Source organism: Nocardia sp. NPDC003963 (assembly GCF_053605105.1).
Genome location: NZ_JBSGIP010000028.1, coordinates 63,092 through 75,845 on the forward strand (window position 1 = coordinate 63,092; position 12,754 = coordinate 75,845).

Consider the following 12,754-nt stretch of genomic DNA (forward strand, 5'->3'; position numbering starts at 1 on the left):
GAATCGCTGCGCTCCTTCGCTTCGTCGCTCCAGAACCGGGGCGGGCCCCACCCACCGAGGTGGACCATCCGGAGTGGACGAAAGGTACGTGTGTGCGTGCAGCCCGATCACCTGGGTGACCTGCCGACCGTCGTCGATCGGCAGACAGCCGCCGGCGCACACTGAATTGCTGCACTGCCTGGCTCCCACGCTCCAGAACCGGGGCGGGCCCGACCGCAGGAGCCGACCATCCGGAGTGGACGGACAGCTCGTGCGGAGGTGCACCGTGGCCAGCAGTGGGCTCACGGCACTGTCCGTGCTCGACAGCCTCCGACTTCTGGACGACCGGCCACACATCGCATCAGCGCGGTACTCGCGGCAGCTTCAGGCCCGCGGAGGCGACCAGTTCGCGCATCACTTCGTTCACACCGCCGCCGAAGGTCACCACCACGTTCTGCTTGGTCCGCCGGTCGAGCCAGGTCAGCAGCTCGGCCGTGGCGGGTTCGGCCGGGTCGCCGAAGCGGCCGACGACCTCCTCGGCCAACCGGCCCGCTTCCTGTAGCGATTCGGTGGAGAAGATCTTGGTCGCCGAAGCGTCCGCGATGACCTGCGCGGGATCCTGGTCCGGAGCGTCGGCGGTGGCCGCCACCTGCCAGTTCAGCAGCTCGTTGAGCCGGGTCATGGCGTGGATGCGGCCGAGCGACAGTCGGGCGTCGGGGTGGTCGAGCACCCCGCGTGGGCGGGCCCAATCACGGACCTTGTCGTAGAGCTGTTCGATCTTGCCCGACGGTCCCAGGCTCACCCGCTCGTGGTTGAGCTGGGTGGTGATCAGGCGCCAGCCCTTGTTCTCCTCGCCGACCAGCATGTTCGCCGGAACCTTGACGCTGTCGAAATAGGTGGCGTTGGTGTGGTGGGCACCGTCGGCGGTGATGATCGGCGTCCAGGAATAGCCCGGATCCTTCGTATCCGCGATCAGGATGGTGATCGCGCGGTGCCGGTCGGCCACCGGCCCGGTGCGGCAGGCGAGCCAGACGTAGTCGGCCTCGTGCGCGCCGGTGGTGAAGATCTTCTGGCCGTTGACGATCCAATCACCCGAATCGTCCCTGGTGGCACTGGTGCGCAGGGCCGCCAGATCGGTCCCGGCCTCCGGTTCGGAGTAGCCGATGGCGAAATGGATATCGCCGGAGAGGATCCCGGGCAGGAACTTCTCCTTCTGCTCCTGCGTGCCGTACCGCTGCAGGGTCGGGCCGACGGTCAGCAGTGTGACCAGTGGCAGCGGGACATCGGCCCGGGATGCCTCGTTGTAGAAGATCTGCTGTTCGACGGGGCCGAAACCCTGGCCGCCGTACTCCTTGGGCCAGCCGACACCCAGCCAGCCGTCCCGGCCCATCCGGCGCACGACCTCGCGGTAGGCGTCGCCGTGCCGGTTGACCTGCATCGCGGCGGCCTCTTCCGGGGTGACGAGATCGGCGAAGTAGGCGCGCAGGTCGTCGCGTAGTTTGCGTTGTTCGCTGGTCAGATCGATGAACACCCTGCCCCCAATCGTTCGAGCCGCAACGCGGCGCCGCCCAGCCAACGGGCGAGGTCCTTGGACTGTGAGTAGTAGCGGTGCATGGAGTGCGTGACATCCACTCCGATACCGCCGTGCAGGTGATGACATTTCTGCATGGCGCGCGGAAGCTCCGCGGCCACAGTGTAGGCGAGCACGTTCAGATCGTCGTCGATGCGCTGCTGCCGCTCGGGATTCGAATCGTCCTGTCCGAGAGCCCAATTGGCAGAGACCGCGGCCACATGCAGCGTACGGGACACCACATAGAGGTCGGCGATCTGCTGGGCCACCGCCTGGAACTCGGCGAGCGGCCGGTTGAACTGGTGCCGCGTTCCCACATGGGCGGCGGTCAATTTCACCGCACCCGACAGCAATCCGTCGGCCGCCGCGCCGATGGCGGCGAGCACGAACCGGTGCAGCCGCGGGCCCGCGTCCGGCAGCAACCGATCGGCGGGCACCACGACTCCGTCGAGTTCCACCGAGAATTCGGCGAGTTCTCCGGAGATCGACGACGGGTGCAGCGAGAGCCCCGGAGCGCTCGAATCGACCAGGGCCACGCCGGAATCGGTGGTCACCAACAGCCAGCGCGCCTGATCAGCGCACGGTACGGCCACTTTGTACCCGGTGATACGCACGTCGTCGCCGATCACCTCGGCTTTGGTGGTGGGTTCGGTGGTCAGCGGCGCCCCGGGTTCGCTGATGGCGGCCGTGAGCACCGCGCCCTCGGCCACCGCCGGGAAGACCTCCGCGGCCACCGCCTCGGGTACCGCGCCCAGCAGGGGCAGCACACCGAAGCCCAGGGTCGGTAGCGCCGGGGCGGCGACGGCATCGGTGGCCAGCTCGGTCAGCAGGACCGATACGGCGTCGATACCCATATCGTCGCCGCCGTACTGCTCCGGTAGCGCCACCGACAGCAGACCGCTGGCCGTCAGTGCGGGCCAGAGTCCGGCATCGCGCGCCGCCTCTCGCTCCAGCAGTCCGACGACGACCTCGGCCACCGCCTCTTGAGCCTCGTCTCGGGTGAAGTCCACGTTTCGCTCTCCAGTCGTCGCAGAAATTAACCCGCGTCGCGGGGCAGTCCGAGAATCCGCTCGGCTGCCACGGTCAACAGGATCTGCTCGGTTCCACCCGCGATCGACAGACAGCGGGTGAGCAGGAATTCCGAGGTGTCCTCGGTCGTGCGCGCGCCGGCCGGACCGGCCGCCTCGACGGCGAACTCGGCCACCGCCTGCCGATGCCGCACACCCACGAGTTTGCGCACACTGCTCTGCGCACCGGGGTCGGCGCCGGCCAGGATCCGGATCGCCGCGCGCTGTTCCAGCAACAGCCCGGCGACGGCATCGGCGACGAAACCGCCCAGCCGATCGTTGAGCAATTCCGAACCGCGGCCGGTCGCCGGGAGTTTGGCGATCAGTTCCTCGAGCGCCGGGCCGATGCCGTTACCGCTCATGGCTACCCGTTCGGCCGACAGCGTCGAACGGGCTATCTTCCAGCCGTTGCCCAGCGCACCGACCACACAGTCGTCGGGTACGAAGACCCCGTCCAGGAAGACCTCGCTGAACCGGGCCTCACCGGTGATCTGCACCAGCGGCCGGATATCGATCCCGGCACTGCGCATATCGACCAGGAAATAGCTGATGCCCTTGTGTTTGGGCGCGCTCGCGTCGGTGCGGGCCAGGCAGATCGCCCAGTTCGCTTCCTTCGCCAGCGAGGTCCACACCTTCTGGCCGTTGAGTATCCAGCCGCCCTCGGTGCGTTCGGCCGTGGTGCGCAGTGCCGCCAGATCCGAACCGGCACCGGGTTCGCTGAACAACTGGCACCACACCACCTCGCCGCGCAGGGTCGGCCAGGCGAAGCGTTCGATCTGTTCGGGCGCGCCGTGCTGCAGCAGGGTCGGCACCGCCCAGCCGCCGATCGTGAGATCGGGGACGGTCAGCCCGGCCCGGCGCAGCTCCTCCGAGATCACCAGCCCGGTCATCGGATCGGCGCCGCGACCGTAGGGCGCGGGCCAGTGCGGCATGATCAGCCCCGCGTCGGCCAGCGCGCCGCGCTGTTCATCGGCCGGCAGCGCGGCCACCCGGGCCACCTCGGCGGCGAGTTCGTCGGTGACGGTCTCGGTATCGGACTCACCGCCCACCAGGGCGGCGTCGGCGAACACCCGGTCGGCCCCGGTGGTGCGACGCTTACCGGCCCGGGTCAGTTCGGTGACGCGGGCCCGCCAGTACGCACCGCCGCCGAGCAGCTGGCGCAGTGCCGTCGCCCGGCGCAGGTACAGGTGCGCGTCGTGTTCCCAGGTGAAGCCGATTCCGCCGAGCACCTGGATACAGTCCTTCGCGGTTTCCACCGCGGCGTCCAGACTGATGGTCGCGGCGATCGCGGCCGCGATCGGCAGTTCGCCACCGCCGGAATCCACCGCGGCGGCGGCGTCTGCGGCGACCGACCGGATGAGTTCGGTACGGCAGAGCATCCACGCGCAGATGTGCTTGACCGCCTGGAACGAGCCGATCCGGCGCCCGAACTGCTCGCGCACCTTCGCGTATTCCACCGCGGTGGTCAGGCACCAGCCCGTAACGCCCGCCAGCTCGGCCACGAACAGCGCGACCAGCAGGTCTTCCACCGCGTACTCGGGCGCGAAGACCGCGTCCGGGTCGACCCGCGCCCCGGTACAGCGGACCCGGGCGAGCGGGGTCGTCGGATCGAGGGGTTCCAGGGCCTCGAGCTGCAGTCCGGGGGTATCCGGACCCAGCAGGCACCAGCGCCGGCCCTCCGCGGTGTCCACCGGCAGCAGTACCGCCGTCCCGGACGCGGCGCCGAGCACCGATTCCCAGCTGCCGCTCAGCAATCCGGCGCTGTCGAGCGCCGCGGGCCCGTTACCGGACGTGGCCCCGTCGCCGGCGACCGTATCGAGCGCGATCCCGCAGGGCTGCTCCTCCGGCAGCCGGCCGGCCGTCACCAGCCCGGCGACCGCACTGGTCAGCAGCGGGCCGCCGACCATATCGTGCGCTGCCTGTTCGATGAATACGGCCAGATCGGAGACCGATCCGCCCGCGCCCCCGGCGTCCTCGGCCACCGCCACCCGGAAGATTCCGAGATCGGTCAGCGTTGCCCAGTAGGTGCGCCAGAAGTCGGTCGTGTCGGCGCGCATTGTTGCAATCGGTTGCGCCGCCGCAGCCCAGCCGCTCATCGACTGTTGGACGGCTTTATGCTCGTCAGTGGTGGCGATGGTCACAGTCCATACCGCCTTTCCGGCGTGACTCCCACACCTAGAACATGTTCTAATATCCTCGGCGGGCGGAAGTCAAGAGAAGCGCCCACCGCACCGCTTCACGCGCTGACGTCCGCGAGGCGTCACGGAAAGGAAGTCCACTCCATGGCCAGCCCCTCCCGTTCCCAGCCCGGCGATTCGGGCGCGGCAGCCGCCGCCCCCGTCACCACGCTGCGGGAGGACGAACTGAGCTCGTCGGCACAACGCGAACGCCGTAAGCGCATCCTGGACGCCACCCTCGCGCTCGCCTCCAAGGGCGGCTACGACGCGGTGCAGATGCGTGCCGTGGCCGAACGAGCCGATGTCGCGGTGGGCACCCTGTACCGGTACTTCCCGTCCAAGGTGCACCTGCTGGTCTCGGCGCTGGCCCGGGAATTCGAGCAGTTCGAGGGCAAACGCAAACCGCTGGCCGGTCAGTCACCGGAGGAGCGGATGCACACACTGCTCTCCCAGATCACCCGGATGATGCAGCGCGACCCCCTGCTCACCGAGGCCATGACCCGCGCGTTCATGTTCGCCGACGCCTCGGCGGCCGCCGAGGTCGACCGGGTCGGCAAGGTTATGGACCGGGTGTTCGCCCGGGCCATGAACGACGGCGAACCCACCGACCGCCAGCTCGCCATCGCTCGCGTCATCAGCGATGTGTGGCTGTCGAATCTGGTCGCCTGGCTCACCCGCCGCGCGTCCGCGACCGATGTCTCCGAACGGCTCGAACTGACCGTCGACCTCCTGCTCGGCCAGCGCGCCTGAGACCCTCGCGGCGCGGCCGTCGGCAGCCACTGTCCGGCGTCGCGCCCGGCCCCTCTCGATTCCGGTGGGCCCCGGCGATATCCGAGCATTCGCCGGGGTGTCCACAGAGCCGGAAAAACCTCACAATCCGCCATGGCTGCCGGTGCGGCCGGAACCGGAATTCCGTCCCGGCCAGCACCTGCACCACCGACGACCGGACGATCGGCGACACCTCGCGCCGGGGGCGGCCGCCCGCACTTCCCGCCGAATCGGATCGGGGAACGCGACACAGTATTGTCATGCGCGCCCCCTCTTAACGAAAACTCCGATCAATAGGTTGGATGTGTGAGCGCACAGGATCTGCCACTGGAACTCCGCCGAGCACTGTCGACGGTCGCGCGCGTGCCTCGACTGCTCGTCGCATCGGATTACGACGGGACACTCGCTCCCATCGTTTCCGATCCGGCCAAGGCGTACCCGCACGGAGAATCCGTCCGGGCATTACGCGCGTTGGCCGGACTGTCCGGCACCACGGCCGCCGTCATATCCGGCAGAGCGCTGCGTGATCTCGCCGCGCTGTCGCGACTGCCGGTCGAAGTGCAATTGATCGGTAGCCACGGCTCGGAGTTCGATGTGGGCTTCGTGCACGCCATCGACAGCGATGCCAGGCAGTTGCTACGCGAAGTGGTGGCCGCCTTGAACAAGATCGCCGCGGAGCATCCCGGCGTCTCGGTGGAGACCAAACCCGCCAGCGTCGCGCTCCATGTGCGCAATGCCGCCCCCGAAATCGGCCGCCAAGCCCTGAGCCAGGCCCGTCAGGGGCCGGCCTGCTGGGTGGGCGTGCAGGTCACCGAGGGTAAGGCCGTGATCGAGCTCGCCGTGGTACCCACCGACAAGGGTTCGGCCCTCAGCACGGTCCGTCACCAGGAGAGCGCATCGGCGGCGGTGTTCTTCGGCGACGACGTCACCGACGAGAAGGCGTTCCGCGCGCTGGCCGGCCCCGATATCGGTATCAAGGTCGGCGAGGGCGAATCGCTCGCCAAATACCGGGTCGACAGCACCGAGGCGGTCTCGCACGCACTGGCCTTCCTGCTCGAAGAACGCCGCACCTGGCTGGCCGGTGCCAGCGCACCCCGGATCGAACGGCTGACCATGCTGGCCAGCCCGCGTTCGGTCGCACTGGTCACCCCCGATGCCACGGTGACCTGGTTCTGCCATCCCGAGCCCGATTCGGCCGCCGTCTTCGCCCACCTGCTGGGCGGAATGGACGCCGGGCACTTCTCGGTAGCACCGCAGCGGCCGGGCCTGCCGCTGTCCCAGCGATACGTCGACGGCACCATGACCGTCGAAACCCGCTGGGCAAAACTGCAGGTCACCGACTATCTTCCGCATGATGTCGACCCCGATCGCACCGATCTCACCCGGGTGATCACCGGTTCGGCACCCGCCGAGATCACCTTCGCGCCGCGTCCGGAATTCGGGCAGGTCCCGGTATCGATCCAGGTGGAGGCCGAAGGACTGCGCGTCTGGGGTACCAACGACCCGGTCGTCCTGCGTGCGCCCGGCGTCCAGTGGCAGATCCACAGCGACGGCACCCATGATTCGGCCACTGCCGTCGTGGACCCGTCCGACGGCCCGATCATTCTGGAACTGCGGTGCGGCACACACGATCTGGCCCCCGCCGCGACCGGCGAGGCCGAGCGGCGGCGGATCGCCGAACTGTACTGGTCGGAATGGGCCCTCGGCCTGGACCTGCCCGCCCTCAAACCCGATCTGATGAAACGGTCCGCGCTCACCCTGCGCGGTCTGGTGCACGCGCCGTCGGGATCGATCCTGGCCGCGGCCACCACCTCACTGCCCGAAGATATCGGCGGCGTCCGCAACTGGGACTACCGCTACTGCTGGCTGCGCGACGCCGCACTCACCGCCAGCGCCCTGGTCTCGCTGGGGTCGTTGGGTGAGGCCGAGCAGTATCTGGAATGGGTACACCGGGTGCTGGAAACGCTGCCGGGCCCCGAACGCCTGCACCCGCTGTACACCATCTACGGCGAAACCCTGCCGCCGGAAGCGGTGATCGACCAGCTGCCCGGCTATGCGGGTTCCCGCCCCGTACGTGTGGGCAACGCGGCGAATATGCAGGTCCAGCTGGATGTATTCGGCCCGATCGTGGACCTCATCACCAGCCTGGCCCACGCCCGGGAGAAACAGGGCACCACCGATCCGCGCAAGGTACTGCCCGACGCCGACTGGGAACTCGTGCACGCCATGGTCTCGGCGGTCCAGCGGCGCTGGACCGAACCCGACCACGGCATCTGGGAGATCCGCGGCAACCCCCGCCACCACGTCTACTCCAAGGTGATGGGCTGGCTCACGATCGACCGCGCGCTCACGCTGGCGGAGAAGTTCGACCGGCCGGTCGACGCCGATTGGGCGCCGCTGCGGGATACCATCGCGGCCGAGGTCAAGGCCAAGGGCTGGAACGACGAGGTCCAGTCCTACACCGCCGCCTACGACGGCATCGACCTGGACGCGGCGACGCTGCACATCGGGCTCAGCGGCCTCATCGACCCCACCGATCAGCGGTTCGCCGCGACGGTGGTCGCCACCGAAGCCGAACTGCGCAGTGGATCCACGGTCTACCGCTACCACCACGACGACGGCCTGCCCGGCGGCGAAGGCGGATTCCATCTGTGCGCGGCCTGGCTGGTGGAGGCCTACCTGCTCATCGGTAAACGCTCCGACGCGGAAGCGCTGTTCGCGCAACTGGTGGATGTGGCCGGACCGACCGGGCTGCTCAGCGAGGAATACGACCCGGTGGCGGAACGGTCGCTGGGTAACCATCCGCAGGCCTACAGCCATCTCGGTCTGCTGCGGTGCGCGCAATTGCTCGGGAAGTAGGGTTCATCGCTCCACGAGCGGAGACGGCGGGTCGCGGGTGCGGCCCGCCGTTTTTTCGGCGCGCCGGCGCGCGCGGGGTCGAGGCCCCTGATGCCGGGATCGGATACTGGCCGGTCGGTTCGGGGCGCGGGACCAAGGCTGCTAAAGTAAAACGGAAACGATTTCCATTAGCAGCCTGGTAGGTATTTCCCGTGTCACCTCACTATGTCCGTAGCGCCCTGATCACCGCCGTGGGGGTAGCGGCCGCGGCAGCACTCACCGCCTGCGGCGGATCCGGCGCCGATTCCGGTAAACCCTCGGTGATCGCCTCGACCAATGTCTGGGCCGATATCGCGAGCACTGTCGCGGGACCCGATGCCGAGGTCACCGCGATCATCTCCGACCCCGCCGCCGACCCACATTCACACGAGACCTCGGCCGTGGAATCCGCGCAGCTCAGCGATGCCGATCTGGTGGTGTACAACGGCGGCCACTACGACGAATTCGTCGCGAAGGCGATCGAGGGCCGCGATAAGCGCACCGTCGAAGCGGTCGCGGCCCGGGACGCGGCGATCCGCGACGATTCGAACGAACACGTCTGGTACGACATGGAGACCGTCGCGCTGGTCGCCGAGCAGATCGGCGACCAGCTCGCCGAGATCGACCCCGCGCACGCCCAGGGCTACACCGATCGGGCCGCACAGTTCGCCGACCGGCTCGGTCAGGTGGGCGCGACCACCGACCGGATCGCGGCGGACCGCGCCGGTACCCCGGTCCTGCAGACCGAACCGCTCGCGTACTACCTGCTGCAGGATGCCGGTACCGTCGACCGGACGCCCCGCGCCTACCAGGAGGCGATCGAACAGGAGACCGATCCCTCGCCCGCGGCGGTCGCCGCCACCCGCGACATGATCACCGATAAACAGGTCGCGGTCCTGGTCTACAACGTGCAGACCGAGGACAAGGTCGGCCGGGATCTGCGGGACGCCGCGGACGCCGCCGGTATCCCGGTGGTAGAGGTGACCGAAACCCTGCCACCCGGAACGGATTTCGTAACGTGGCAGACGCAGAACGCCCAGGCGCTGGCCGACGCCATCGGCTGACGGCATCGAGCGCGACGAACGGATGGATCGAAATGAGCGATATCGCTCCGGCGGCTCACCGCGCCGCTCCGGCCGCTGACGGCATCGCCGCGGCCCGACCGGCCGACGGCGGCGCCGCGGCCGCCCCGGAGCCGGCTGTCCGGCTGGAATCGGCCACCCTGGCGTTCGGCGACCGAGTCCTGTGGCGGGAGCTGAACCTCAGTGTCGAACGCGGTGAGTTCATCGCGGTGCTCGGCCCCAACGGTTCCGGGAAGACCTCGCTGCTCCGGGTCCTCCTCGGCCAGCTGGCCCTGAGCTCGGGTACGGCCCGGATCGCCGGCGCCGCGCCCCGGGCCGGTCATCCCGATATCGGCTACATCCCGCAGCAGCGCACCATCGACGCGGGCGTGCAGCTACGCGGTACCGATCTGGTCGGTCTCGGGGTCGACGGGCATCGCTGGGGACTGGGCCTACGCGGGCGCGCCGAGCGCCGCCGCAAGGTCGCCGCGGCGATCGCCGATGTCGGGGCCGAGAAGTTCGCGAAAGCTCCACTGGAGAGCATGTCCGGCGGGGAACAGCAGCGGCTGCGGGTGGCGCAGGCGCTCATCGGGGATCCGGCGGTTCTGCTCTGCGACGAACCGCTGCTCAGCCTCGACCTGGCCAGCCAGCAACTGGTATCCGGGCTCATCGATGCCCGCCGGCGCCGGCACGGCACCGCGGTACTGTTCGTCACCCACGAGATCAACCCGATCCTGCCGCTGGTGGACCGGGTGCTGTATCTGGTCGGCGGTAAATTCCGGATCGGCACTCCGGACGAGGTCATGACCTCGGCGGTGCTCTCGGAGCTCTACCAGACCGAGGTCGATGTGCTGCGGGTACGGGGGCGGCTGGTCGTGGTCGGCACCGGTGACACGATGGACGCGCTCGGCACCGCCGGTGCCCACTGCCACGGTGAACCGGGCACCCCGCACCCCGGCGACACCACCGCCGAACTCACCCTGCGATCGGGACAGGCGAACGGATAGATGGACAAACTCTCCGATGTGCTCGGCGAGATCTTCGATGTGCAGACCACCGTGCATCTGCTCGGCTACGACTTCGTACAGCAGGCCGTTGTCGCGGCGGCACTGCTCGGACTGCTGGCCGGCGTCATCGGCCCGCTGATCATCAGCCGGCAGATGTCGTTCGCGGTCCACGGCACCAGCGAACTCTCGCTGACGGGTGCGGCGGCCGCGCTGCTGGTCGGCGCGGGTGTCGGTCTCGGTGCGATAGTCGGATCGGTGGTGGCCGCCGTACTGTTCGGGGTGCTCGGTACCCGGGCCCGGGAACGCGATTCGGTGATCGCGGTGGTGCTGTCGTTCGGTCTCGGCCTCTCGGTGCTGTTCCTGTGGCTCGGCCCCGAACGCGCGGGGTCGAAATTCTCGCTGCTCACCGGCCAGGTCGTCAGTGTCGGCTTCGGCGGGCTCACCCTGCTGGCCACCTGCACGGCCGCGGTGCTCGCCGTGCTGGCCGTGGTCTACCGCCCGCTGCTGTTCGCCAGTACCGATCCCGAGGTCGCGGTGGCCCGGGGCGTGCCGGTGCGGGCCCTGTCCATCCTGTTCGCGGTGATGCTCGGTATCACCGCGGCCTTCGGTGTCCAGATCGTCGGCGCCCTGCTGGTGCTGGCACTGCTGATCACCCCGGCGGCCGCGGCCGCCCAGCTCACCGCCGATCCGGTCCGGGCGACCGTTCTGGCGGTGCTCTTCGCGGAGATATCCGCCGTCGGCGGCATCCTGCTCTCGCTGGCGCCGGGAGCGCCCGTCTCCACCTTCGTCACCACGATCTCGTTCGTGATCTACCTGGTCTGCCGGCTGATCGGTGCTCGGCAACGCCAGGTCGCGCGGGTCCGCTGAGCAGCTGAGGTCAGGTGCCTTCAGTCTGGGGGGCGGGGTTTCGTATGCTCGTCCTCAACGCCCCCGGACGAAGGTGACCCCATGATCGACTTCACGATTCCAGCCGAACTCGCCGCCGAACGTGACCGGGTCCGCGCATTCGTCGCAGACAAGATCGTGCCCTACGAACGCGACCCCCGGATCACCTCGCACGGCCCCACCGACGAGCTCCGCCAGGAACTCGTGGAACTCGCCCGCGCCGAGAAACTGCTGACCATCCAGGCCCCCACCGAACTCGGCGGCCGCGGCCTCACCCATGTGGAACAGGCCGTGCTCTACGAAGCCGCCGGCTGGTCCACCCTGGGCCCGGTCGCCATGAACTGCGCCGCCCCGGACGAGGGCAATATGTTCCTGCTCTCCAAGATCGCGGACCCCGCCCAGACCGAACGCTACCTGCGGCCGGTCGTCGACGGCCACCAGCGCTCGGTATTCGCCATGACCGAACCCGACGGCGCCGGCTCCGACCCCGGCCAGCTCGCCACCACCGCCACCTTCGACGGCGAGAACTTCACCATCGAAGGCCGCAAATGGCTGATCACCGGCGCCAACGGCGCCAAAACCTGGATCATCATGGCCCTGCTCGGCGACAACCCCCACCTCCCGGCCGGCCCCACCCTGTTCCTCACCCACGGCGACCAGCCGGGCATCGTCATCGAACGCACCATGAACACGATGGACCGCAACTATGTGGCCGGGCACTGCGTGGTCCGCTTCGACAACCTCACCCTCCCGAAATCGGCACTGCTCGGCGAAGCCGGCCAGGCCCTGCGCTATGCCCAGCTGCGCCTCGCCCCCGCCCGTCTCACCCACTGCATGCGCTGGCTGGGGGCTGCCGAACGCGCCCAGAGCATCGCCGTAGACCACGCCAAGACCCGCACCGCTTTCGGTAAGACGCTGGGCGAACACCAGGGTGTCTCGTTCATGATCGCCGACAACGAGATCGCGCTGCACCAGTGCCGGCTGACCATCTGGCACGCCTGCTGGCTCATGGACAACGGTGAGAAGGCCCGTCACGAGAGCTCGATGGCCAAATCGTTCGTCTCCGAGGAACTGTTCAAGGTCGCCGACCGCTGCGTCCAGATCCTGGGCGGTATAGGCGTCAGTGACGAAACGGTGGTCGAGATGATCTTCCGCGATATGCGCCCCTTCCGCCTCTACGACGGCCCCACCGAAGTCCACAAATACGCCATCGGCCGCAAAGTACTGCGTTGATGGCGCCGCCTCCGGCGCCGCGTGGGCGGGGCCCTATCAACCCCGGTTCTTCACTCCGGCGCTCAGTCGCTGCGCTCCTTCGCTCTGTCGCTCCAGAACCGGTGCGGGCCCCACCCCCATGGAGGTGAAC

9 protein-coding genes are annotated in these 12,754 nt (G+C 68.8%); 6 read left to right on the forward strand and 3 right to left on the reverse strand.

Annotated features, from left to right (window positions below; translation table 11 throughout):
• Positions 1-340: 340 nt before the first annotated feature.
• Genes ACWEWT_RS28595 through ACWEWT_RS28605 form a run of 3 tightly spaced genes read right to left on the reverse strand, consistent with a single transcriptional unit; the run spans position 341 to position 4,757 of the window.
• Positions 341-1,510, reverse strand: a complete 1,170-nt coding sequence (locus ACWEWT_RS28595) for an acyl-CoA dehydrogenase family protein (RefSeq protein WP_452563549.1) — start codon at positions 1,508-1,510, stop codon at positions 341-343.
• Positions 1,495-2,559: an acyl-CoA dehydrogenase family protein gene (locus ACWEWT_RS28600; RefSeq protein ID WP_452563551.1), complete on the reverse strand. Its 1,065-nt coding sequence runs from the start codon at positions 2,557-2,559 to the stop codon at positions 1,495-1,497. Before ACWEWT_RS28600 ends, ACWEWT_RS28595 begins: the two co-directional genes overlap by 16 nt.
• A gap of 26 nt (positions 2,560-2,585) precedes the next feature.
• Positions 2,586-4,757, reverse strand: a complete 2,172-nt coding sequence (locus tag ACWEWT_RS28605) for an acyl-CoA dehydrogenase family protein (protein ID WP_452563552.1) — start codon at positions 4,755-4,757, stop codon at positions 2,586-2,588.
• A gap of 141 nt (positions 4,758-4,898) precedes the next feature.
• Between ACWEWT_RS28605 and kstR the strand changes: the two genes are divergently transcribed.
• From kstR to ACWEWT_RS28635, 6 genes are all read left to right on the forward strand, one after another.
• Positions 4,899-5,543, forward strand: a complete 645-nt coding sequence (kstR, locus tag ACWEWT_RS28610) for a cholesterol catabolism transcriptional regulator KstR (protein ID WP_452563554.1) — start codon at positions 4,899-4,901, stop codon at positions 5,541-5,543.
• Positions 5,544-5,867: 324 nt separating this feature from the next.
• Positions 5,868-8,420, forward strand: a complete 2,553-nt coding sequence (gene otsB / locus ACWEWT_RS28615) for a trehalose-phosphatase (RefSeq protein WP_452563556.1) — start codon at positions 5,868-5,870, stop codon at positions 8,418-8,420.
• Between the two features lie 191 nt (positions 8,421-8,611).
• Entirely contained in the window at positions 8,612-9,502 is an 891-nt protein-coding gene (locus ACWEWT_RS28620; RefSeq protein WP_452563557.1) for a metal ABC transporter solute-binding protein, Zn/Mn family, read from the forward strand.
• A gap of 32 nt (positions 9,503-9,534) precedes the next feature.
• Positions 9,535-10,506: a metal ABC transporter ATP-binding protein gene (locus ACWEWT_RS28625; protein WP_452563559.1), complete on the forward strand. Its 972-nt coding sequence runs from the start codon at positions 9,535-9,537 to the stop codon at positions 10,504-10,506.
• Complete coding sequence (locus tag ACWEWT_RS28630; protein WP_452563560.1) at positions 10,507-11,373, forward strand: metal ABC transporter permease; 867 nt, start codon at positions 10,507-10,509, stop codon at positions 11,371-11,373. It abuts the gene before it with no gap.
• 81 nt (positions 11,374-11,454) lie between these two features.
• Positions 11,455-12,624 carry an acyl-CoA dehydrogenase family protein gene (locus ACWEWT_RS28635; protein WP_452563562.1) on the forward strand — a complete coding sequence of 390 codons (1,170 nt, stop codon included), beginning with the start codon at positions 11,455-11,457 and terminating at the stop codon, positions 12,622-12,624.
• Positions 12,625-12,754: the final 130 nt, after the last annotated feature.

Excerpts from the sequence above, each read along its gene's own strand:
- ACWEWT_RS28630 (WP_452563560.1), top strand. The coding sequence starts at position 10,507 with ATGGACAAACTCTCCGATGTGCTCGGCGAGATCTTCGATGTGCAGACC.
- ACWEWT_RS28635 (WP_452563562.1), top strand. The coding sequence starts at position 11,455 with ATGATCGACTTCACGATTCCAGCCGAACTCGCCGCCGAACGTGACCGG.
- kstR (WP_452563554.1), top strand. The coding sequence starts at position 4,899 with ATGGCCAGCCCCTCCCGTTCCCAGCCCGGCGATTCGGGCGCGGCAGCC.
- ACWEWT_RS28625 (WP_452563559.1), top strand. The coding sequence starts at position 9,535 with ATGAGCGATATCGCTCCGGCGGCTCACCGCGCCGCTCCGGCCGCTGAC.